Below are 21,664 nucleotides of genomic sequence, written 5' to 3'. Positions count from 1 at the left end.
TCAGGCTCCCTTCCTCGCGCGGCGTTCGGTGGGCTGGGTGACCCGGTCGAGCATCAGGCCGAGGCAGACGATGGCCGCGCCGGCCACCAGGCCGCTCGCCAGGTCGCCCTGGGCCAGGCCGAAGACGACCTGGTAGCCGAGCGCGCCACCGCCGACCAGGCCGCCGATGATGACGACGGCGAGGACCAGGACGACGCCCTGGTTGACGGCGAGCAGCAGCGACCGGCGGGCCAGCGGGAGCTGGACCTGGCGCAGTTGCTGTCCGCTGGTGGCGCCGAGCGAGCGGGCCGCCTCCAGGGCGGCCGGGTCGACCTGGCGCAGGCCCTGGGTGGTGATGCGGACGACGGCCGGCAGGGCGTAGACGACCGCGGCGGCCACGGCGGGCGCCCGTCCTACGCCGAACAGGGCGACGACGGGGATCAGGTACACGAACTGCGGCATGGTCTGGAAGACGTCCAGGACCGGCCGCAGCAGGCGTTCGAACCGCTCGCTGCGGGCGGCGGCGATGCCCGTCGCGAAGCCGATGACGAGGGTCACGGCGACGGCCGCGAGCACCTGGGAGAGCGTGTCCAGGGACGGGTTCCACACGCCGAGCACGCCGATCGCGGCCATGGCGAGGACGGCGGTGAGCGCGGTGCGCCAGGTGCCGATCAGCCACGCGAGGGCGGCGACGACGAGGAGTACCGACCACCAGGGCAGCCACTGCAGGCCGTCCCGGAGCGGGTTGAGGACCCAGCTGGTGAAGTGCGCGGCCCAGTCGGCGGTGCCGCCGACGACGGGCACGCCCGAGTACAGGTGGGCGGTCATCCAGTCGACGGCCCGGTTGACGGGCTCGGCGATGTTCACCTCCCAGCCCTCCGGCCACTCCAGGAAGCCGGCGACGCGTCCGGCGATCGCGACGGCCGCGGCGGCGGCCAGGGCGTACAGCCAGGTCAGCGGCGACCTGCCGGGCTCCCCGAGCCGCTCCTCCCCCGCCGCGCCGGTCACCCGGTCCAGGACGACGGCGAGCAGCACGATCGGGATGCCGGCCGCGAGGGCGGCGCCGACGTCGACCGAGGCGAGGGCCTGGTAGACGCGGTCACCGAGGCCGCCGGCGCCGATGACGGAGGCGATGACGGCCATGGACAGCGCCATCATGATCGTCTGGTTGACGCCGAGCAGGAGTTCCTTGCGGGCCAGCGGGACGCGGGCGGTCAGCAGCCGCTGGCGGGCGGTGGTGCCGAGGGACTCGACAGCCTCCAGGACCTCCTTGTCGGCGCCGCGCAGACCCAGCGAGGTGAGCCGGGCCATCGGCGGGGCGGCGTAGACGACAGTGGCCAGGACGGCGGCGGGGACGCCGATGCCGAAGACCAGGACGACGGGGAGGAGGTAGGCGAAGGCGGGCAGCACCTGCATGGTGTCGAGCACCGGGCGCAGGACGCGGTCCATCCGGTCGGAGAGACCGGCGGCCAGGCCCAGCAGGGCGCCCACGACGACCGACGCGAGAACGGCGACGACCATCAGGGCGAGGGTCTGCATGGTCGGCACCCACATGCCGAGCAGGCCGCAGGCCAGGAACGCGGCGGCGGTGCCGAGCGCCAGCTTCACGCCGGCCACGCGCCAGGCGACCAGGGCACCGATCGCGGTGACTCCGGCCCAGCCGACGGCGAGGAGGGCGAGGTACACGGCGCGTACGGCGAGGACGACGACGTTGCTGACGTGGCCGAAGAAGTAGAGGAACAGCGGGTGGCTGTCGCGGTTGTCGATGATCCAGTCGCTGGTCTTGCCGAGCGGCTCGGAGAGGTCGACGGTCAGGGCGCTGGGCCAGGTGGCGCCGCCCCACTGGGTGATGGCCAGGGGGACGAGGATCGCGGCGAGCGCCGCGAGGGTGAGGAGCTTGCGGACGGCTCGGTTGGTGAGGATGCCCGGCGGGGCGGCCTTTTGGGCCGGTGCGGTGATCGTTGCCATTACGCGGGCTCCTCCGGGGTGGCGGAGGGCGGGGTGGTCGGCTTGCGGCGCGTGGCCGGTGCCGCTGCGCCCACCCGTGCCGCCCCAGCGGCACGACTGCCCGCAGCTATGTCGGGTGAGGCGGCGCCGTCGGCTGCGGCGGGCTCGCCTGCTGCGTCGGCACCGTCGGCTGGGGCGGCAGCGGCCGATGCCGTGGCCGCGGTTGTCGTGCCTGCCACTACCGACAGCAGGGATACCGCGTCGACCACGCCCAGGCAGCGGCCGTCCGACATCACTCGGGCCGGGGAGCCGGCGCGGGCGACGGCCTCGATGGCCTCGGAGACGGTGGCCTCGGGGCGGATCGCCGGGCCGGTGCCGGCCTCGTCGGACGAGGACGCGGGCCGCATCGCCGTACGGACGGTGAGGACCTGCTCGCGCGGGACGTCGCGGACGAACTCGCGGACATAGTCGTCGGCGGGCGAGCCGACGATCTCCTCCGGGGTGCCGAGCTGGACGACGCGCCCGTCGCGCATCAGGGCGATGCGGTCGCCGAGCTTGAGGGCTTCCTGGAGGTCGTGGGTGATGAAGACCATCGTGCGGCCCTCCTCGCGGTGCAGCCGGACGACCTCCTCCTGCATGTCCCGCCGGATCAGCGGGTCGAGGGCGCTGAACGGCTCGTCGAAGAGCAGCACCTCGGGGTCGACGGCGAGGGCGCGGGCGAGGCCGACGCGCTGGCGCTGTCCGCCGGAGAGCTGGCCGGGGCGGCGCTGCTCCAGGCCCTCCAGGCCGACCTTGGCGACGATGGCGGCGGCGCGCTCGCGGCGCTCGGCGCGGCCGATGCCCTGGACCTCCAGGCCATAGGCCACGTTGTCGAGGACGCTGCGGTGCGGGAGCAGGCCGAAGTGCTGGAAGACCATCGCGGCGCGGTGCCGGCGGAGTTCCCGCAGCCGGGGCTTGTCCATCGCGCGGACGTCCTCGCCGTCGATGGCGATGGAGCCGGCGGTCGGCTCGATGAGCCGGGTCAGGCAGCGTACGAGGGTGGACTTGCCGGAGCCGGACAGGCCCATGACGACGAAGACCTCGCCCTTGCGCACGTCGAAGGAGACGTCGGCCACGGCGGCCGTGCAGCCGGTGCGCGAGCGCAGCTCGGCCGGGCTGAGGGCGGCCAGTTCGGGGTCGGCGGGGACGCGGTCGGCCTTGGGTCCGAAGACCTTCCACAGGCCGTCCACGGAGAAGACGGGAGCCGTGCTCTCGTCGGTACCCGGCGGCGTGCTGGCGCTGGTGGTGGTACTCATCGGGCGTCACCGCCGATCAGCTCGACGGCGCGCTCGCCGACCATGAGGACGCCGATCATCGGGTTCACGGCGGGCATGGTCGGGAAGACGGAGGCGTCGGCGATGCGGATGCCCTGCAGGCCCCGGATGCGCAGCTCGGGGTCGACGACGGCCTGTTCGTCGGTGGCGGCGCCCATCCGGCAGGTGCCCGCCGGGTGGTAGACGGTGTGGGCGACCTTGCGGGCGTACTCGCTCAGCTCCTCGTCACCGGTGACGTCCGGGCCGGGGCAGACCTCGCGCTTGAGCCAGCCGGCCAGCGGTTCGGTCCTGGCGATCTCGCGGGCGATCCTGATGCCGTCGACGAGGGTGCGGCCGTCGTAGTCGTCCTCGTCGGTGAAGTAGCGGAAGTCCAGGGCGGGCTTCACGGACGGGTCGGCGCTGGTGAGGTGGAGGCGGCCGCGGGACTTCGGCTTGGGGATGTTCGGGGTCATCGAGACGCCGAACTCCGGGCGTTCGTAGCCGAGGCGCTCCGGGTTGTCCGTGAAGGGGATCTGGTAGAAGTGGAACATCAGGTCGGGGCCCGCGCGTTCGGGGTCGCGGCGCACGAAGAGACCGGCGTCGGAGTCCATCGCGGAGTTGTCCGGGATGGGTCCGTTGGTCTCCCACACGATGACCGACTCGGGGTGGTCGAGCAGGTTCTCGCCGACGCCGGGCAGGTCGAGCGCCACGGGTATGCCGAGCGCTTCGAGGTCCTGGCGGGGGCCTATGCCGGAGTGCAGCAGCAGGCGGGGCGAGTCGACGGCGCCGGCGCACAGCACCACCTCGTTGCGGGCCTTGACCAGGATCTCCTCGCCGTCCTTGGTGCGGACGTGGACGCCCTCGGCGCGGGTGCCGTCGAGCTGAAGCTTGTGGGCCCAGGTCTCCAGCATGAGGGTGAGGTTGGGGCGCTCGTCCATCACCGGGTGCAGGTACGCCACCGAGGCGGACGAACGCTTGTTGTTCTCGGGGTGGTAGGCGAGGTCGAAGAAGCCGGCGCCCTCGGTGAACGGCTTCTTGTTGAAACCGTCGATCCGGGGGACCTCGAGCGCCTTCTGCGCGGAGTCGACGAAGTCCCGGGCGATGGCGTTCCGGTCCTTCTCGTCGACGGGGACGATGTTGTTCTTCAGCCGTGCGAAGTACGCCTCCATCTGCACCGCGCCCCAGCCCTTGGCGCCCGCGGCCTCCCACTCGTCCCAGTCGGACGGCAGCGGCTTGAAGGCGATGAGGGTGTTGTGCGAGGAGCAGCCGCCGAGCACGCGGGCGCGGCTGTGCCGGATGTGCGAGTTGCCGCGCGGCTGTTCGGTGGTGGGGTAGTCGTAGTCCAGTTCGCCGCCGAGCAGGCCCATCCAGCGGCGCAGGGTGAGTACGTCGTCGCGGCCGACGTCGCTGGGGCCGCCCTCGATGACGGCGACGGTGACGTCCGGGTTCTCGGTGAGCCGTGAGGCGATCACCGATCCCGCCGTGCCACCGCCGATGACGACGTAGTCGTAGACGTGAGTGGTATCTGGCATGGGCGTACTCCAGTGGGGCGAGCGGATGGTGCGGGGAGATGTGTGGAGGTGCGCGGAGTCAGCCGGTGAACCAGCGGACGGGCTTCGGCGCGAGGTTCTGGTAGACGTGCTTGCTCTCGCGGTACTCGGCCAGGCCCGCGGGGCCGAGTTCGCGGCCCACGCCGCTCTTGCCGAAGCCGCCCCACTCCGCCTGCGGCAGGTAGGGGTGGAAGTCGTTGATCCAGACGGTGCCGTGCCGCAGCCGGCCCGCGACCCGGCGGGCCCGTCCCGCGTCGGCGGTCCAGACGGCACCGGCCAGACCGTACTCGGTGTCGTTGGCCAGGGCTATGGCTTCGTCCTCGGTGCGGAAGGTCTCGACGGTGAGGACCGGTCCGAAGACCTCCTCCCGGACGACCCGCATCTCGCGGTGGCACTGGTCGAGGACGGTCGGCTCGTAGAAGTAGCCGCTCTCGGGCCGCTGGGGGGACGGCTCGGGGCGCTTGCCGCCGCTGCGCAGCACGGCGCCCTCGGCGAGGGCGGAGGCGACGAAGTCCTCGGTCTTGGCGCGCTGCTGCTCGGAGACGAGCGGGCCGCACTCGACGCCGTCCTCGGTGCCGCGGCCGAGGCGGATCTTCCCGGCGCGGCGGGCGAGTTCGGCGACGAAGCGTTCGCGGACCGACTCCTCGATGATGAGGCGGCCACCGGCGGAGCAGACCTGGCCGCTGTGGATGAAGGCGGCGTTGAGGGCCTGGTCGACGGCGGTGTCGAAGCCGTCCTCGGTCGCGCAGGCGTCGGCGAAGACGACGTTGGGGTTCTTGCCGCCGAGTTCGAGGGCGACCTTCTTGACGGTGACGGCGGCGGCCTGGGCGACCTTGGTGCCGCTGACCAGGCCGCCAGTGAAGGAGACCAGGTCGACGTCGGGGTGCTCGGCGAGCCGGGCGCCGACCGTGTGACCGGGACCGGTGACGATGCCCGCGACGCCGGTGGGGAGGCCGGCCTCGACGAGCAGGTCGATCAGGGCGACGGTGGTGAGCGGGGTGATCTCGCTCGGCTTGATCACGAACGTGTTGCCGGCGGCGAGCGCGGGGGCGATCTTCCAGCTGGCCTGGAGCAGCGGGTAGTTCCAGGGCGTGATCATGGCGCAGACGCCGACCGGCTCGTGCACGACGACGCTGTGGATCTCGGGCGAGCCCGCGTCGACGACCCGGCCGGGGGCCTCGCCGGCGACCAGGTCGGCGAAGTAGCGGAAGGCGTCGGCGACGCAGTCGATGTCGACGCGCCCCTCCTCGACCGTCTTGCCCGCGTCGCGGCTCTCCAGCAGGCCGAGGGTCTCGCGGTCGCGTACGAGGAGGTCGGCGACGCGGCGCAGCAGGGCGGCCCGCTCGGCGACCGGGGTGTGCGGCCAGGGTCCTTCGTCGAACGCCCGCCGGGCGGCGGCCACCGCGAGGTCGGTGTCCTTCTCGTCGCCCTCCGCGACCACGGCGAAGGGCAGGGCGTCGGCGGGGTCGAGGATGTCGCGGGTCGCGCCGGAGGACGCGGCCAGCCACCGGCCGCCGGCGTGGATGGTCCGGTGCCCGCGGTCCGCCTGGGTTTCCGTGCTGTTCGCCATGGTGGGATTGCCTTCCGTTCCTGATCAACGCCCCTGTGTCACACACGTGTCACTCCCGGGGACCGTGAGCCCCTGCCCCACCGCCCCTCATGCATGCCGATTCGGTCATCGAAAGTGCGGCGCATCACTGAGGAAGGGTGTGAAAGGGGCATAACGGACCGGAGAGGGACCTGTGGCGGGCCGGAAACGGGGACGGGCCCCGCTCCGGTCGAACCGGAGCGGGGCCCGTCTGCGGGCGGAGTGGGCTCAGAGGAGGCCGAGACCGCGGACCGCGTCGCGCTCCTCCGACAGCTCCTTGACGGAGGCGTCGATGCGGGCGCGGGAGAACTCGTTGATGTCCAGGCCCTGGACGATCTCGTACTTGCCGTCCTTGGTGGTGACGGGGAAGGAGGAGATCAGGCCCTCCGGGACACCGTAGGAACCGTCCGACGGGATGCCCATGGAGGTCCAGTCGCCGTCGGCGGTGCCGTTGACCCACGTGTGCACGTGGTCGATGGCGGCGTTGGCGGCGGAGGCGGCCGACGAGGCGCCGCGGGCCTCGATGATGGCCGCGCCGCGCTTGGCGACGGTCGGGATGAACTCGTCGGCCAGCCACTTCTCGTCGTTGACGGTCTCGGCGGCGTTCTTGCCGGCGATGGTGGCGTGGAAGATGTCCGGGTACTGGGTGGCGGAGTGGTTGCCCCAGATGGTCAGGCGCTTGATGTCGGCGACCGTCGAGCCCGTCTTCTTCGCGAGCTGGGTCAGCGCGCGGTTGTGGTCCAGGCGGGTCATCGCGGTGAAGCGCTCCGCGGGTACGTCCGGGGCGGCGGCCTGGGCGATCAGGGCGTTGGTGTTGGCCGGGTTGCCGACGACGAGGACCTTGATGTCGTCCGCGGCGTGGTCGTTGATGGCCTTGCCCTGCGGCTTGAAGATGCCGCCGTTGGCCTCGAGGAGGTCACCGCGCTCCATGCCCTTGGTGCGGGGGCGGGCGCCGACCAGGAGGGCGACGTTGGCGCCGGCGAAGGCGACGTTCGGGTCGTCGGTGATCTCGATGCCCTGGAGGAGCGGGAACGCGCAGTCGTCCAGCTCCATCGCGGTGCCCTCGGCGGCCTTGAGCGCCGGGGTGATCTCCAGGAGGCGGAGCTTGACCGGCACGTCCGCGCCGAGCAGCTGGCCGGAGGCGATGCGGAAGAGCAGGGCGTAACCGATCTGGCCGGCCGCGCCGGTGACGGTGACGTTCACGGGAGTGCGGGTCATGGCGTTCTCCGTATGACAGCTGGCGGTGGGGCGTCCCTGCCCCGGGCATTTGATCGATCTCTTGATACCAAGAGATCGATCCAGCCGTCAGGCTATCGCGCCCGCGGTGTCCGGGACGTCCGGGTCGGTGTGGCCCGGCCCACAGGGCCGTCCCGGCACCGTCCCGGCGGCACCGGGCGCGCGGGCCGGGCAACGGAAAGGCGGCCGCCTGTCCGGGAGAGGGGGGACGAAGGCGACCGCCGTTTCGGGGGATACCGTTGCCGGACTCCCGTGGGGGTACTTCTCGCGTGCCCCGTGTCCTCGCCGGGCATGCCTGCCGTCGGCGAACTTTCTTCGCGGGCCCGCCGAGTGCCGTCCCGCCGCCTGCTCCGTTACTCCGTGCAGCCCTGGACGCCGGACGCGGTCGTCACGCACGCCTCCGCCGCGGCCGCGGACTTCACCGCCACCATCGGGGTGTACGCGACGGTGTCGCCGACGCCGGAGACCGTCCCCGTCTGCTCATTCTTGCCCTGGGCGCTCACCTGGACCTTGTCGCCCTGTGCGGCCTGGGTCACGCGGGCCCACGCGGCACCGCAGGTCTTGCTGTAGCGGACCTCGACCGCGGTCGTGCCGACGGTGGCGGTCGCGGCGGTGGTGACCAGGTCGCCTCCGCAGCCCATGACCTCCGGGTCCTTGCCGGTGCAGGCGTCGCCGCTGCACTTCACGCCCGGCGGCAGCTGCTGCTCGCTGCTCACCGTGGGGGACGGGGAGGGCTTGGTGCCCTCGTTCTTCTTGTCCCCGCCGTCGTTCAGCAGGAAGAAGGCGCCCGCGATCACGACGAGTACGCCGACGACACCCGCGACGAACGTCGTCATCCGCCTGCTGTCGCCCCCGTTGGACCGGCCGCGCGAGCCCGAGCCGCCGCGCGGGGGCTCGCCGTACCCGGCGGAGGGGCTCCGGCCCTCGGGCGCGGCGGGGCCGGGCGTCGCCGCGGGGCCCATGGCCGTCGCGGCCTCCCCGGAACCGGCCCGGTGCCCGAGGCGCGCCGTGCGGTCACCGGTCGGCGCGGGCCCCCGGTATCCGGCCAGGCCCCACGAGTTGCCGTCGGTCGCGCCGCCCGCGGACGGGGCGTCGGAGAACGGGGCGGAGGGGGCGCCGGTCGTGCCGCCGCCCCGGACCGGGCCGGCGGCCGAGTCGGGGCTGTCCGCCGCGGTCGGCTGCGCGGGGACCGTCGGCCCCAGCGTGGGCGCCACCCCGGCCGGTCCCGCGACGCCCGGAGAGGCCGACGTACCGCCGCCGTGGCGGCCGGAGCGGCTTCCGCGGCCGCTCCTGCCGCCGTGGGCCGGTCCGGCGGTCTTGCCGGACGCGGTGCCCAGGTCGCCGAGCGCGGCCCGCGCCTGGGATATCCGGATGGCCTCCATGGTCATGTCGTGGCGCATCTCCGAGCGGCTCCAGGCGCGCTCGGCCAGCTCCCACATGGTGGTCAGGTGCAGGGGGTTGGTCCCCGTCACCTCGGCCAGGGCCACGATGGCGCCCTTCGGCGCCAGCAGCCGTCCGTTCAGGTATCGCTCCCAGGACGTCTTGCTGTAGCCCGTGGCGTCGGCCACCGACGCGACGCTCAGTTCACTGCGGTCCACGAGTCGGCGCAGCTGGCCGGTGAACTCTTTGATCTGCGGATCGAGTTCCTCCGGCAAGGCCTTCCAACGAGGCACTGCTTCCCCCCTCTTCCCCCGGTACGTGCTGGTCGTTCCCCCGCCGTTCTGGCTACCCACAGGGATGCGCCCGATCAGGAGCTCAGTTCCCGGGGTGGGGGCGCACAGGAGCACAGAGGCCGCAGGCATGCACGGTCGCACGCCCACCGACACCTGGTCCAGTCTCCCACCGGCGTTCCCGTGCTGGTGACGGAACCCCTGAACGGAGCCCTTTCCGGGGTCCGCGTAGCGGAGTAGCGGAACGGTCACTTCCGTGCCACAGCGCCCTGACAGGCGTTGAACAGGGCGTTCGACGTGCAGGAGTGTGGATCCCGACGGCGGCCCGTCCTTCCACGGGGGTGAGGACGGGCCGTCGTTCGAGCGGGGCTTCGCTAACTACTTACGGTGAAGTGCAGCAGATCGTTCAGGAACGGGATCTTCAACGGCGCCTCCGGCTGGGCCATCAGCGCCAGCATGGCGATGGTGATGCCCAGCACGCCGTAGGTGACGATGTCCGTGAAGCGCGAGCGGACCGCGAGCATGCCGACGTCCTGCACGGACCAGCGCAGCGCGGCGCCGATCAGCAGCGCGACGCCGACGAGCACCAGTCCCCACCGGAACACGTCGAGCCCGGTGATCAGCAGGCCGATCCCGACCAGACCGACCACGGTGAGCACCGGCCACTGCCGGGCGGGCGCCGGGGCGTCGCCGGCCGCGGCCCGGCCGCCGCCCTCGGGGCGCGCGGTGTCACGGGTGAAGAGCGGGAACCGGCGCGTGGCGCGTTTCGGCCTGCCCTGGGCGTCGGGCGCGCTGACGGGGTCCCGGACGACGATGTCCTCGGGGTCCTCGGGGGCTTCGGCGTCCTCGGGGGCTTCGGGCTCCTCGGGGTCCGAGGCGTCCGCCGCGCGGTCGGGGCGCCCGGTCTTCTCGGCGGACCCGGCGGACCCGGCGGACCCGGCGGACCCGGCGGACCCGGCGGACCCGGCGGACCCGGCGGACCCGGCGGACCCGGCGGACTCGGCGGACTCGGCGGTGTCGCCGGAGTCCGGCGCTCGGTCCGCGCCCTCGGTGCCTTCGACCGCCTCGGTGCCCTCGGCACCGTCGGCGCGCCCGGCGGTGTCCTCTCGGGCCGCCGCGCGATCCGCCGTCCGGCCCGGGCGCTCGGCGTGGGTGTCCTCAGCCGGCACGGCGCTCCGCCGCCTCCACCACGTTGACGAGCAGCTCGGCGCGGGTCATCGGGCCGACGCCGCCGGGGTTCGGGGAGATCCAGGCGGCGACCTCGGCCACGTCCGGGTGGACGTCGCCCACGATCTTGCCCTCGGCGTTGCGGGAGACGCCCACGTCGAGGACGGCGGCGCCCGGCTTCACGTCCTCGGCGCGGACCAGGTGCGGGGAGCCGGCGGCGGCGACGATGATGTCGGCGCGCTTGAGGTGGGCGGACAGGTCCCGGGTGCCGGTGTGGCACTGGGTCACGGTGGCGTTCTCGCTGCGCCGGGTGAGCAGCAGCGGCATCGGGCGGCCGATGGTGACCCCGCGGCCGACGACCACGACCTCGGCGCCCTTGATCTCCACGCCGTAGCGGCGCAGGAGGGTGAGGATGCCGTTGGGGGTGCAGGGCAGCGGCGCCGGCTCGTTCAGGACGAGGCGGCCGAGGTTCATCGGGTGCAGGCCGTCCGCGTCCTTGTCCGGGTCCATCAGCTCCAGGATGCGGTTCTCGTCGATGCCCTTGGGCAGCGGCAGCTGGACGATGTAGCCGGTGCAGGCCGGGTCCTCGTTCAGCTCGCGGACGACCGCCTCGATCTCGTCCTGCGTCGCCGTGGCCGGGAGGTGACGCTGGATGGAGGCGATGCCAACCTGCGCGCAGTCGCGGTGCTTGCCGGCGACGTACTTCTGGCTGCCGGGATCGTCCCCGACCAGGACGGTGCCGAGGCCGGGTGTGACACCCCTCTCCTTCAGCGCCGCCACGCGGGCGGTCAGTTCGGACTTGATCGCGGCTGCGGTGGCCTTGCCATCGAGAATCTGGGCGGTCATGCCCCCATCCTCGCGGATGACCGGCCCCCGGTTCCAATCCGGCCGGCATCCGGTCGTCGATTCATGATCGACGTTGTTGCACTTGCACAACACCTTGTGAGCGGGCTGGACAAGTAAGAGACCGGTCAAGAACGATTGGGGTGCACAGTGCCGCGGGGCCGTACCGGGGGGACGAACCGCTACGAAGAAACTCCTCCGACTCGCGCCGCGCGCCGTCCCCGCACTTGACAGCGACGGAGGAAGTCCCGCCATGAGTTTCGGCGATCCGAACAACCCTTACGGCCCGCCCCAGGGCGGCGGCCAGCAGCCGAACTACGGCTACCCCCAGCAGCAGCCCCAGGGCCAGCCCGGCTACGGCTACCCCGCGGCCCCGCCGGTACAACAGCCGTACGGCGGCGGCTACGCGCCCGCCCCGGTAGCGATGCCCGGCTCGGTGAAGGCAGCGCGCGTGATGCTGTTCGTCCTGGGCGGCTTCCAGGTGATCGGCGGTCTGCTGATGATGATCGCCAGCGCCTGGTTCTCGGAGGAGTTCGAGGACGCGGTCAACTCCGACCCGAGCCTCTCCGCCAAGGACGCGGACGCCGCCGCCAGCGTCGGCACCGGCATCATGATCGTCCTCGGTGTCATCGTGCTGGCGTTTGCGTTCTGGGCGATATTCACGGGCGTCAAGTTCGCCACGGGCCGGGGCGGGGCGCGCGTCTCCGCCATCATCTACGCGTCGGTGATCGTGCTGTTCAGCGTCATCAGCCTGTTCACGGCGAACGTCTTCGCCCTCATCAGCCTGGTGCTCGGCATCCTGATCATCGTCTTCTGCGCCAACCGGAACGGCAGCTACTGGTTCACCCGCCCGCAGTACTGAACCGGCGTACGCCAGTGCGTACTTCTCGCCAATCACGTCACAGGGCCGTGTCTCACCCGTACGAGGGGGGCACGGCCCTGGTGCGTCGCAATAGTCTGACGCGGGTAGCCGTCAGGCACGGGGAGACGCACCTTGTTCAGCATCATCGTGGTACCTCCGCCGACCTCGGAGGACGAACACAGCAGCGCCCAGCTCCGGCTCGCACCCGGCGAACGGCTCGTCTTCGGACGCGCCGTGCCCGAGGGCGGGCTGCTGATCGCGCACGACGGGGTGTCCCGCCGGGCCGGTGAGATCACCGCCCACGGCACCTTCTGGACCGTCAGCAACCTCTCGGCCCGCCAGACGTACGTGGTGGAGAACCCGGAGGGCGCGGGCGAGCACATCAAGGTCGCGCCGGGCCGGCTGGACGCGCCGGTGCCGTTCGAGTTCTCGCGGATCGTGCTGCCCGCGGCGGGCGACCTGCTGCCGGTCGAGGTGTGGGCGCCGCGCCACGACTATCTGCGCGCCGAGGGCGGCACGGACGGCGAGCCGACCGCGCCCGCCTTCTCCGTCGACCGCACCAAGCGGTACTTCGCGGTGCTGGCCGCGCTGTGCGAACCGCGGCTGCGCGGGGCGCCGCACGCGCCGCTGCCGACCATGGACCAGGTCGTCGAGCGGCTCCGCCCGGCCTGGCCGGCCGCGTCCCGTACGTCGGTGCAGTGGAACATCGACTACCTCGCCGTGAAACTGCGGCTGAAGCCGGGCCCGGAGACCGCCGACCCGGGCCCGCGGCTGAACGGCAAGAAGGAGTCGCTGGTCTCCCTGGCGCTCCGCTTCGACCTGGTCCGCGAGGACGACCTGGTGGTCCTCGCGGCACCGTCCGGACAGGCGCTGCGATGACCGAGCCGTACGCCGTGCCGGTGCCCCGGGGCTACCGGGTGGGTGTGTGGGAGGTGCGCGAGCCGATCGCCACCGGCGCCTTCGGCAGCGTGTACGCCGCGCGCCGCGTCGACGGCACCGAGGGCGGCGACGGAAGCGCCGGGCACCTGCCAGACACGGCCGCCCTGAAGTTCCTGCCCACCGGCACCGGCACCCCGCGCCAACTCGCCCACCTGCGGGACCTGGTCGAGCGCGAGATCGCGCTGCTGCGCCGGCTGCGGCAGCCCCGGCTGATCCGGATGTACGAGACCCTCACCGTCGACGACCCCGACCACCCCCGGCTGGACGGCGCCACCGTCCTGGTCCTGGAGCGGGCGGAGGGCTCCCTGTCCGCCCTGATCACCGCCTCGCCCCGCCCGCCGGACGGGCCCGCGCTGCTCGCCCAGGTCTGCGCCGGGCTGGCGCAGCTGCACCGGGCGGGCTGGGTGCACGGCGACCTGAAACCGGCCAACGTCCTGCTGATGGCGGACGGTTCGGTGCGGCTGGCCGACTTCAACATGGCCGCCGAGCTGGAGGGCACCCACGCCTACACGCCCGCCTTCTCCACCCCGGACTACACGCCGCCCGAACTGCTGTGGTCCGAGATCGGCGAACGCGGCCGCCGCATCCGGCCGTCCGCCGACGTGTGGGCCTTCGGTGTCCTCGCCCACCTCGTCCTCACCGGGTCCTTCCCGCTGCCCGGCGGCACCCCGACGGCCCGCCGCGACGCCGCCGTCGCCTACGCCCGCGGCACCCACGAGCTGCGGCTCTCCCCCGAACTGCCGCAGGCGTGGCGGGAGATCGTGCGGGACTGTCTGACCCGGACGCACGCCGGCCGGACCGGCACCGACGCCCTGCTGCGCCGGGTGGCGGCGGCCGCGGCCGGCGCGAGCGGCGCGGCGAGGTTCTCGCTCCGGGCCGGTGGCCGCCCCCGGCGCACCGTCCTCGCCGCCTCGGCCGCGGGACTCGTCGCGCTGGCGGCGCTCGGCTACGGCGTCGTCTCCTGGGCCGGTGACGGCCGGCAGCCCGCGGCGGGCCCGCGCGGCGGCGGCACCGCGAGCGTCTCCGCCGCCGCCTACGGCGCGGACGTGCTGCGCACCGACCGGGACGTGCCGCCCGCCTACCGGCTGCTGATCGTCGAGACGGCGCACGACTGCGACCGCGAGGAGGTCAGCCCGGCCCTGATCGCGGCCATGCTGAAGGTGGAGAGCGACTTCGACCCCGCCCTGTCCGACCCGGAGAGGAACGAGTACGGCATCGCCCGCTGGACGCCGAGCGTGCTGCGCTGGTGGATGAACGAGGACGGCACACCCGGCGAGACCGTCCCGGAACCGCCGTTCCCGCCCGCCGAGTCCATCCCCGCGATGGGCCGCTACCTGTGCTGGATCACGCCCCGTCTGGAGGCCGGCCTGCCCGGCGACCGCTCCGTCCTGGTCGCCGTCGCGTACCGGACGTCGTACAAGAAGGTGAACGACGCGGGCGGGGTTCCCCCGAAGTACCGTGACTACGCCGACCGCGTCGCTCACCACCTCAAGGAGTACACGCCTCCGGGGCGGAAGTGACCCTGTGACGTCTGAGGTTCACGGCGACCCGCCGCGCCGTCCGAATGCTTAGGGTGCCCTCACCCGCCTCCCGTACGCTGCCCCTTGTTGGACTGGGGAAGGGCTACCCCGAGGGGATCGGGGGAGGGGGACGACTCCATGTACAGCGTCATCGTCGTGCCGCCGTCGTGCGGCAGTGTGGCCGAACAACTGAGGATCAGCGCGGGTGAGCGCATCGAGTTCGGCAGAGCCGGACCCAGCGGCGGACTCGCCATCGCACACGCGGGGGTGCCCCGGGTCGCCGGGGAGATCGCGGCCCACCGGACGTTCTGGCTGCTGAGCAATCTCAGCGTGGACCAGACCTACGTGGTGGAGAACCCGGAGGGCGCGGGCGAGCACATCAAGGTGGGTCCGGGCCGGGTGGAGGCGCCGGTGCCGTTCGAGCTGGCGCGCGTGACCCTGCCCGCGGCGGGGGACCTGCTCACCTTCGACGTCTGGGCACCGCGGCACGCGTTCCGCAGCATCGAGCGCCACGGTCTCGAGGGGGCCGGTACCGTCCCGGCGTTCGCCCTGGACCGCACCAAGCGGTACTTCGCGGTGCTGGCCGCCCTGTGCGAGCGGCGCCTGCGCGGTGAGACCCGCGCCCCGCTGCCCGCGGTCGAGGAGATCGTGGAGCGGCTGCGCCCGAGCTGGCCCAAGGTCAGCCGCTCGGCCGTCTACTGGAACATCGACTACCTAGCCGTCAAGCTGCGGCTGAGACCCGGCCCGGACACCGCCGAGCCGGGCCGGCGCACGCACGGCAAGAAGGAGTCCCTGGCCTCGCTCGCCCTCCGCTTCGACCTGGTCCGCGAGGACGACCTCGTGGTACTCGCCCCGGCCCCGAGCGGAGCGGCACGGTGACCGGGCGGCCGTACGCGGTCCCGGTGCCGAAGGGCTACCGGATCGGGGCGTGGGAGGTGCGTGAGCCGCTGGCGTCGGGTGCCTTCGCCACGGTCTACGACGCGGCCCGGCACACCGCGGGCACGGCGGAACGCACCTCGGACGGCGGCGAACCGCCGGGCCGGGCGGCGCTGAAGTTCCTGCCCACCGGCACCCGCACCCCGCGTCAGCTGCACCACCTGCGGGACCTGGCCGAGCGCGAGGTGCAGCTGCTGCGGCGGCTGCGCTCGCCCCGCCTGATCCGGATGTACGACACCCTCACGGTCGACGACCCGGACCATCCGGAGCTGGACGGCGCGACCGTGCTGGTGCTGGAGCGGGCCGAGGGCTCCCTGGACGCCGTACTGGCCCGGACCCCGCGTCCGGACGCCGGACCCTCCCTCCTGTCCCAGATCTGCGAGGGGCTGGCGCAGCTGCACCACGCGGGCTGGGTGCACGGCGATCTGAAACCGGCCAACGTCCTGCTGATGGCGGACGGTTCGGCCCGGCTGGCCGACTTCAACATGGCCGCCGAACTGGAAGGCACCCACGCCTACACCCCCGCCTTCGCCACCCCGGACTACACCCCGCCCGAACTCCTGTGGCCCGAGGTCGACGAGCGCGGGACGCGGATCCGCCCGTCCGCCGACGTGTGGGCCTTCGGCGTCCTCGCCCACGTGGTCCTGACCGGCGGCTTCCCGCTGCCCGGCGGCACCTCGGAGGCCCGCTCCGACGCGGCGATGCGGTACGCCCGCGGCCGCGAGGACCTGCGCCTGTCCCCCGCCCTTCCGGCGGCCTGGCGCGGCATCCTCCAGGACTGCCTGGCCCCGACCCACGCGCAACGCGCCACGAACACCGCCGCGTTGCTGCGCCGGGTGGAGGAGGCGGCGGGCACCTCCCGCTCCGCCCGCCTCCCGAGGCTCCGCCCCCGGCGCTGGCGCCGCCCGGCCCTCGCGGCGGCCCTCGCGGCAGCGCTCGTGGGCGCGGCGAGCCTCGCCTACACCACTCCCTGGGAGCCGGCCCCGGCCGCCGCGGCCCCTCCCACCTGCGAGAAGCCCATGGTGTACGAGAACGCCGACGGCCGCGGATACATGGCGGGCCACAGCGGCACCTGGGACTTCACCATCAAGCGCGGCGACGGCGGCAGCCAGGTCAGAGAGCTGCAGTGCCTGCTCCGCCACCTGCACGACATCCCGGAGGTCGGCGAGGTCGACGGCGACTTCGGCCCGAAGACCCAGAGCGCGGTCGTCATCTTCCAGAAGCGGGCGGGACTGGACGCGGACGGCATCGTGGGACCGTCCACCTGGCGGGCGTTGCGCAAGGCGGACGCGCCCTGAACGGTGCCGGGCGCTCCCGTACCACCCTGCAAGGTTTCAGGTACCGCGGTTTCCCCTCCGCACCCAGAGTGATGGCTGCGAGACCAGCCAACACAAGGGGAGGACCTCACATGATCCGAAAGAAGATCGCGGCGGCTTTCGGCGCGGCCGCGCTCGCCGGACTGGGCATCGCGGCCACCGCCACGCCGGCGAGCGCGGCGTGGACCGACTGCAGTTCCGGCGCGCTCTGTGCGTACCTGGGGGACAACGGCGCGGGCGACCCGGGTGAGGTGTTCGGGGACAACACGAACCTGCTCCAGTACAACAAGTTCAACAACGCGGAGTCGGTCTACAACAACGGCAACAACTGCAACGTCCGCATCTACAACGGCACGAGCTACTCGGGCAGCTCCTTCGTCCTGCTGCGCGGGTACGTCATCGGCAACCTCGACGCCTACCGCGGCGGCATCTTCGCCGACGACCTCGCGTCCAACAACTGGTGCTGACATGCGCCGGTTGCTGTGGCTGACCGCCGCAGCGCTCCTCGTGGCCGGGTGCTCCTCGTCGCCCGGCCACGAGGCCGCGGCTAAGCCCCCGCCCGACCCGCGTCCCCTGGGCGGCGCGCTCGACTTCACGGCGGCCGAGTACGCCGCGCTGCACCGCGCCGAGGAGCGGGAAGTAGGGACGTGCATGCGGCGACAGGGGTTCGGCTACGACGCGGTACCGGTCGGCGATGTCCGACGCAGGGCGGCCACCAGCCCCTACGGCCTGCTGAGGCGCGACCTCGCCGCCCAGGACGGCTACGGCCTGACCGTGCAGCGGTTGCGGAAGCCGCCCGCCGACCCGAACGCCCAGCGGGTGTCGGCGCTGTCCGAGCGCGGCCGGACCGCGTGGGAGGCGGCGCTCAAGGGGACGGCGGACGGTCCGCGCACGGAGCTGACGCTGCCGGACGGGCCCACCGTGTCGATCCCCACCGACTCCTGCGTCGCGGTCGCGCGCCGGGCGCTGTACGGCGCCTCGTGGGACCGTAACCAGTACGCCTTGCAGAGCGTGCGCAACTCGATCGTGACGGACACGCTCGACCACGCCCTCGTACGGGCCGCCGAGCGGAAGTGGGCCCGGTGCATGCGGGATGGAGGGTTCCGCTACCAGCACCTCGCGGACCCGTTCAAGGCGGTGCAGAAGCGGCTCGACTCCGTCGGGTCCGACCGGGCAGCCCTGCGCGCCACGGGCGAGGAGGAGCTGAGGGTCGCCGTGCGGGACGCCACGTGCCAGGCCGAGGCCGGTGTCGCCGAACAGGTCGTGCGCGCGCAGCGGCAGGTGGAGCAGAAGCTCCCCGCCGCCCGTACGTCCGCGCTGGACGACTTCCGTTCGGCCCGGCGGGCGGCGTTGGAGCGCGCGGAGAGGGTGCCGGGCGACTCGGCATGAAAGTGCCCCGGTGCCGGTCGGTGGGACCGGCACCGGGGCAGAGGCGTTCGCGTCAGTGGAAGAAGTGGCGCGTCCCCGTGAAGTACATCGTCACGCCGGCCTTCTTCGCGGCCTCGACGACGAGTTCGTCGCGGACCGAGCCGCCCGGCTGGACCACGGCCTTCACGCCGGCCGCGGTGAGGATCTCCAGGCCGTCCGGGAAGGGGAAGAAGGCGTCGGAGGCGGCGTACGAGCCCTGCGCCCGCTCGGCGCCCGCGCGCTCCACCGCCAGCTTCGCGGAGTCGACGCGGTTGACCTGGCCCATGCCGACGCCGACGGAGGCGCCGTCCTTGGCGAGGAGGATCGCGTTGGACTTGACGGCGCGGCAGGCCTTCCAGGCGAAGGCCAGGCCGGCGAGGTCGGAGTCGCTCAGCGCCTCGCCCGTGGCCAGCGTCCAGTTCGCCGGGTCGTCGCCCTCGGCCTGGAAGACGTCCTTCACCTGGGCCAGGCCGCCACCGTCGATCGGGCGGAACTCGGCGGGCGGCTGCGGCGCCTCGGGGCAGCGCAGTACGCGGATGTTCTTCTTCTTGGTGAGGGCTTTGAGGGCGCCGTCCTCGTAGTCCGGCGCGACGATGACCTCGGTGAAGATCTCCGCGACCTGCTCGGCCATCTCCTTGGACACCGGGCGGTTGACCGCGATCACGCCGCCGAACGCGGACAGCGGGTCGCAGGCGTGCGCCTTGCGGTGCGCCTCGGCGACGTCCGCGCCGACCGCGATGCCGCACGGGTTGGCGTGCTTGATGATCGCGACACACGGCCCGGCGTGGTCGTACGCGGCACGGCGGGCGGCGTCCGTGTCGACGTAGTTGTTGTACGACATCTCCTTGCCGTGCAGCTGCTCCGCCTCGGCGAGGCCGCCGCAGCCGCCGGTGTAGAGGGCGGCGGGCTGGTGCGGGTTCTCGCCGTAGCGCAGGACGTTCTTGCGCTCGTACGTCACACCGATGAACTCCGGGAACTGCTCGCCGTCACCGGCGTACTCCCCCGCGAACCAGCCGGCGACCGCCACGTCGTACTCGGCGGTGTGGCGGAACGCCTCGGCGGCCAGCCGCTTGCGGGCGGTCAGGTCGAAGCCGCCGTCCTTCACGGCGGAGAGTACGTCCGCGTACCGGGCGGGGCTGGTGACGACCGCGACGGAGGGGTGGTTCTTGGCGGCGGCGCGGACCATGGAGGGGCCGCCGATGTCGATCTGCTCCACGCACTCGTCGGGCGACGCACCGGAGGCGACGGTCTGCTCGAACGGGTAGAGGTTGACGACGACCAGGTCGAACGGCTCCACGCCCAGCTCGCCGAGCTGCTCGCGGTGGCTGTCCAGGCGCAGGTCGGCGAGGATGCCGGCGTGCACCTTGGGGTGCAGGGTCTTGACCCGGCCGTCCAGGCACTCGGGGAAGCCGGTCAGCTCCTCGACCTTGGTGACGGGGACGCCGGCGGCGGAGATACGGCCGGCCGTGGACCCGGTGGAGACGAGCTCGACGCCCGCCTCGTGGAGCCCGCGCGCCAGCTCCTCAAGACCGGTCTTGTCGTAGACGCTGACGAGCGCCCGTCGGACGGCCCGCTTGTTGCTCTCGGCGGTCACTGGATAACTACCTTTCGTCCCTCGATGCGATAGCCGTTGCGGGCGAGCCGCCCCACGACATCGACGAGCAGCCTTCGCTCGACTTCCTTGATGCGCTCGTGCAGAGCGCTCTCGTCGTCCTCGTCCCGGATCTCCACCACGCCCTGCGCGATGATCGGCCCGGTGTCGACGCCGTCGTCGACGAAGTGGACGGTGCAGCCGGTGACCCTGGCGCCGTACGCGAGCGCGTCCCGCACACCGTGGGCTCCCGGGAAGCTGGGGAGGAGGGCGGGGTGGGTGTTCACGAACCGCCCCCCGAAGCGGGCCAGGAACTCCTTGCCCACGATCTTCATGAACCCGGCCGAGACGACGAGGTCCGGCTCGTGCGCGGCGACGGCCTCGGCGAGCGCCGCGTCCCACTCGTCGCGGGTCCCGTGGTCCTTGACCCTCGTCACGAAGGTCGGCAGCCCGGCGCGCTCGGCGCGGGCCAGCCCCTCGATGCCGTCGCGGTCGGCGCCGACGGCCACGATCTCGGCCCCGTAGGCCTCGACGCCGGTGGCGGCGATCTCGTCGAGCAGCGCCTGGAGGTTGGTGCCGGATCCGGAGACCAGCACGACGAGGCGCTTGGCTCGCGGGGCCACGGGCTTGGCGGCCACGGTGAGGGCCTTTCTCGGGGAAGCGGTACGTTCGGTACGTTCGTCGGTTTGTACAGTCGTACGAATGCTTCGCGCCCCGGGATACGGGGAAGTCTACGAAGCGGCCGACCGTCAGCAACGATACCGGCACACCGGACGGCCCCCTCGGGACGGGGGCGTGGCCGGAAGGTAGCGTCTGCGTGGAGCCCGGCCGGGAACGCGACCTGCGCGCCAAGCGTTCACCAGTCGTGCCGACCCGTTCGCCCGTTCCACCAGTCCACCCGTTCATCGCCGCCAAGGGGAAGACGCTCACTTGATGCCGGACCGCAGCCTGCGACTGCTCACGCTCCCCCAGCAGTCGGCGCAGCCAGGGGGGCGCAGCACCGTGTTGCTGCGGGAGCGCCCCTCGTCACCGCCCGAAACGCCCTCGGACCGCGGGAACGGCGGCGGGCAGGACGGCACCCCGGACCGGGACAACCCGTTCGCCCCGCCCCCGGAGGGCACGCCGGACCGCCCCTGGCAGCCGCGGCACCCGTCGGGCGACGGCGGCGACTCGCAGGACTCGTCCGGTTCCCAGGGCGGCGGGCGTTCGCCGTGGGGCGGTCAGTGGAGCGACCGGCAGCCCGGCCGCTCCTCCGGCGGCTTCGGCGAGCGGCCCGGCGGTTCCGGTTCCGGCCCCGAGGGGCAGAACGGCGGCCCGGGCCCCCGCTGGGACCCGACGGACCCGTCCCAGCGACGCGCGCGCTACGCGCTGCTCAGCGGCATGTGGGCCCTCTTCTTCGCGCTCTTCACCTGGCCGTACGTGGCCCTGCTGCTCGGCGCCCTGGCCCTGTACTGGGGCATCAGCTCCCTGCGCGCCAAGCCCCGCGCCGCCGCCGACCCGGACACCCCGGCCCGCCCCGCCGAGCAGACCGGCCGCCCGCAGCGCACCGCGGCGATCAGCGGCCTGGTCACGTCGTCCCTGGCCATCCTCCTGGTCGCCGCGTCCTTCGGCGCCCAGCTGGTCTACAACGACTACTACACCTGCCGCGAGGACGCCCTGACCAACTCGGCGAAACAGGGCTGCGAACGCCTCCTCCCGGAACAGCTGCGGGACCTGCTGGGCACAGAGGGCTAGCCGCCCTTCGGTTCTGTCTTTCAGCCCGTCCGGCGTTTGAGGACGAGGCCGCAGGCCGAAAGGGGGGTCTGGGGGCGCAGCCCCCAG

At 72.9% G+C, this 21,664-nt stretch carries 18 protein-coding genes; 8 read left to right on the top strand and 10 right to left on the bottom strand.

Features of this window, described 5'->3' with window-relative positions:
• The 8 genes from ACFC1X_RS10200 to ACFC1X_RS10165 all read right to left on the bottom strand — a co-directional run bounded on the left by ACFC1X_RS10200 (window position 1) and on the right by ACFC1X_RS10165 (window position 11,275).
• Window positions 1–1,947, bottom strand: coding sequence for an ABC transporter permease (locus ACFC1X_RS10200; protein ID WP_376350706.1), 1,947 nt, complete (start codon window positions 1,945–1,947; stop codon window positions 1–3).
• Window positions 1,947–3,221, bottom strand: a complete 1,275-nt coding sequence (locus ACFC1X_RS10195; protein WP_376350703.1) for a glycine betaine/L-proline ABC transporter ATP-binding protein — start codon at window positions 3,219–3,221, stop codon at window positions 1,947–1,949. Before ACFC1X_RS10195 ends, ACFC1X_RS10200 begins: the two co-directional genes overlap by 1 nt.
• The gene (locus tag ACFC1X_RS10190) at window positions 3,218–4,750 is read right to left on the bottom strand and encodes a GMC family oxidoreductase (RefSeq protein ID WP_376350700.1); all 1,533 of its coding nucleotides are present in this window, start codon (window positions 4,748–4,750) and stop codon (window positions 3,218–3,220) included. Before ACFC1X_RS10190 ends, ACFC1X_RS10195 begins: the two co-directional genes overlap by 4 nt.
• Before the next feature lie 58 nt (window positions 4,751–4,808).
• Window positions 4,809–6,338 carry an aldehyde dehydrogenase family protein gene (locus tag ACFC1X_RS10185; RefSeq protein ID WP_376350697.1) on the bottom strand — a complete coding sequence of 510 codons (1,530 nt, stop codon included), beginning with the start codon at window positions 6,336–6,338 and terminating at the stop codon, window positions 4,809–4,811.
• A 246-nt stretch (window positions 6,339–6,584) separates the two neighbouring features.
• On the bottom strand, window positions 6,585–7,574 hold the full coding sequence (locus tag ACFC1X_RS10180) for a malate dehydrogenase (RefSeq protein ID WP_376350694.1): 990 nt from the start codon (window positions 7,572–7,574) through the stop codon (window positions 6,585–6,587).
• Window positions 7,575–7,945: 371 nt separating this feature from the next.
• The gene (locus ACFC1X_RS10175) at window positions 7,946–9,265 is read right to left on the bottom strand and encodes a DUF2690 domain-containing protein (protein ID WP_376350691.1); all 1,320 of its coding nucleotides are present in this window, start codon (window positions 9,263–9,265) and stop codon (window positions 7,946–7,948) included.
• A 371-nt stretch (window positions 9,266–9,636) separates the two neighbouring features.
• Window positions 9,637–10,077 carry a DUF3017 domain-containing protein gene (locus ACFC1X_RS10170; protein ID WP_376351036.1) on the bottom strand — a complete coding sequence of 147 codons (441 nt, stop codon included), beginning with the start codon at window positions 10,075–10,077 and terminating at the stop codon, window positions 9,637–9,639.
• 343 nt (window positions 10,078–10,420) lie between these two features.
• Entirely contained in the window at window positions 10,421–11,275 is an 855-nt protein-coding gene (locus ACFC1X_RS10165) for a bifunctional methylenetetrahydrofolate dehydrogenase/methenyltetrahydrofolate cyclohydrolase (RefSeq protein ID WP_376350688.1), read from the bottom strand.
• Window positions 11,276–11,525: 250 nt separating this feature from the next.
• Here ACFC1X_RS10165 and ACFC1X_RS10160 point away from each other — a divergent pair, with 250 nt between their 5' ends.
• From ACFC1X_RS10160 to ACFC1X_RS10130, 7 genes are all read left to right on the top strand, one after another.
• Window positions 11,526–12,134 (top strand): hypothetical protein, encoded by a 609-nt coding sequence (locus ACFC1X_RS10160; RefSeq protein ID WP_376350686.1) that lies wholly within the window; start codon window positions 11,526–11,528, stop codon window positions 12,132–12,134.
• A gap of 132 nt (window positions 12,135–12,266) precedes the next feature.
• On the top strand, window positions 12,267–13,013 hold the full coding sequence (locus ACFC1X_RS10155) for an FHA domain-containing protein (protein WP_376350683.1): 747 nt from the start codon (window positions 12,267–12,269) through the stop codon (window positions 13,011–13,013).
• On the top strand, window positions 13,010–14,593 hold the full coding sequence (locus ACFC1X_RS10150; protein ID WP_376350680.1) for a serine/threonine protein kinase: 1,584 nt from the start codon (window positions 13,010–13,012) through the stop codon (window positions 14,591–14,593). The genes ACFC1X_RS10155 and ACFC1X_RS10150 overlap by 4 nt, the downstream gene beginning before the upstream one ends.
• Window positions 14,594–14,731: 138 nt before the next feature.
• A complete protein-coding gene (locus tag ACFC1X_RS10145) occupies window positions 14,732–15,472 on the top strand; it encodes an FHA domain-containing protein (protein ID WP_376350678.1) in 741 nt (246 codons plus the stop codon).
• Window positions 15,469–16,827, top strand: coding sequence for a protein kinase (locus ACFC1X_RS10140; RefSeq protein WP_376350675.1), 1,359 nt, complete (start codon window positions 15,469–15,471; stop codon window positions 16,825–16,827). The genes ACFC1X_RS10145 and ACFC1X_RS10140 overlap by 4 nt, the downstream gene beginning before the upstream one ends.
• Before the next feature lie 110 nt (window positions 16,828–16,937).
• On the top strand, window positions 16,938–17,312 hold the full coding sequence (locus tag ACFC1X_RS10135; RefSeq protein ID WP_376350672.1) for a peptidase inhibitor family I36 protein: 375 nt from the start codon (window positions 16,938–16,940) through the stop codon (window positions 17,310–17,312).
• A gap of 1 nt (window position 17,313) precedes the next feature.
• Window positions 17,314–18,234: a hypothetical protein gene (locus tag ACFC1X_RS10130; RefSeq protein WP_376350669.1), complete on the top strand. Its 921-nt coding sequence runs from the start codon at window positions 17,314–17,316 to the stop codon at window positions 18,232–18,234.
• 52 nt (window positions 18,235–18,286) lie between these two features.
• Here the strand turns inward: ACFC1X_RS10130 and purH are convergent, their stop codons facing one another.
• The gene (gene purH, locus ACFC1X_RS10125) at window positions 18,287–19,846 is read right to left on the bottom strand and encodes a bifunctional phosphoribosylaminoimidazolecarboxamide formyltransferase/IMP cyclohydrolase (protein WP_376350667.1); all 1,560 of its coding nucleotides are present in this window, start codon (window positions 19,844–19,846) and stop codon (window positions 18,287–18,289) included.
• Window positions 19,843–20,481 carry a phosphoribosylglycinamide formyltransferase gene (purN, locus tag ACFC1X_RS10120; RefSeq protein WP_376350664.1) on the bottom strand — a complete coding sequence of 213 codons (639 nt, stop codon included), beginning with the start codon at window positions 20,479–20,481 and terminating at the stop codon, window positions 19,843–19,845. Before purN ends, purH begins: the two co-directional genes overlap by 4 nt.
• A gap of 295 nt (window positions 20,482–20,776) precedes the next feature.
• Here purN and ACFC1X_RS10115 point away from each other — a divergent pair, with 295 nt between their 5' ends.
• Entirely contained in the window at window positions 20,777–21,577 is an 801-nt protein-coding gene (locus ACFC1X_RS10115; protein WP_376350661.1) for a hypothetical protein, read from the top strand.
• Window positions 21,578–21,664: the final 87 nt, after the last annotated feature.

This window comes from Streptomyces sp. NPDC056128, from assembly GCF_042263835.1.
In the GTDB taxonomy this organism is placed as follows: domain Bacteria; phylum Actinomycetota; class Actinomycetes; order Streptomycetales; family Streptomycetaceae; genus Streptomyces.
The sequence above is the reverse complement of the archived record's forward strand: the minus strand, read 5'-3'. Positions and strand labels throughout refer to the sequence as shown.

Bases quoted from the DNA above. Each gene is read 5' to 3' on its own strand.
- ACFC1X_RS10200 (WP_376350706.1), bottom strand. From the start codon at position 1,947: ATGGCAACGATCACCGCACCGGCCCAAAAGGCCGCCCCGCCGGGCATC.
- ACFC1X_RS10115 (WP_376350661.1), top strand. From the start codon at position 20,777: ATGCCGGACCGCAGCCTGCGACTGCTCACGCTCCCCCAGCAGTCGGCG.
- ACFC1X_RS10190 (WP_376350700.1), bottom strand. From the start codon at position 4,750: ATGCCAGATACCACTCACGTCTACGACTACGTCGTCATCGGCGGTGGC.
- ACFC1X_RS10135 (WP_376350672.1), top strand. From the start codon at position 16,938: ATGATCCGAAAGAAGATCGCGGCGGCTTTCGGCGCGGCCGCGCTCGCC.
- ACFC1X_RS10185 (WP_376350697.1), bottom strand. From the start codon at position 6,338: ATGGCGAACAGCACGGAAACCCAGGCGGACCGCGGGCACCGGACCATC.
- ACFC1X_RS10145 (WP_376350678.1), top strand. From the start codon at position 14,732: ATGTACAGCGTCATCGTCGTGCCGCCGTCGTGCGGCAGTGTGGCCGAA.
- ACFC1X_RS10195 (WP_376350703.1), bottom strand. From the start codon at position 3,221: ATGAGTACCACCACCAGCGCCAGCACGCCGCCGGGTACCGACGAGAGC.
- ACFC1X_RS10180 (WP_376350694.1), bottom strand. From the start codon at position 7,574: ATGACCCGCACTCCCGTGAACGTCACCGTCACCGGCGCGGCCGGCCAG.
- ACFC1X_RS10165 (WP_376350688.1), bottom strand. From the start codon at position 11,275: ATGACCGCCCAGATTCTCGATGGCAAGGCCACCGCAGCCGCGATCAAG.
- ACFC1X_RS10150 (WP_376350680.1), top strand. From the start codon at position 13,010: ATGACCGAGCCGTACGCCGTGCCGGTGCCCCGGGGCTACCGGGTGGGT.
- ACFC1X_RS10160 (WP_376350686.1), top strand. From the start codon at position 11,526: ATGAGTTTCGGCGATCCGAACAACCCTTACGGCCCGCCCCAGGGCGGC.
- ACFC1X_RS10130 (WP_376350669.1), top strand. From the start codon at position 17,314: ATGCGCCGGTTGCTGTGGCTGACCGCCGCAGCGCTCCTCGTGGCCGGG.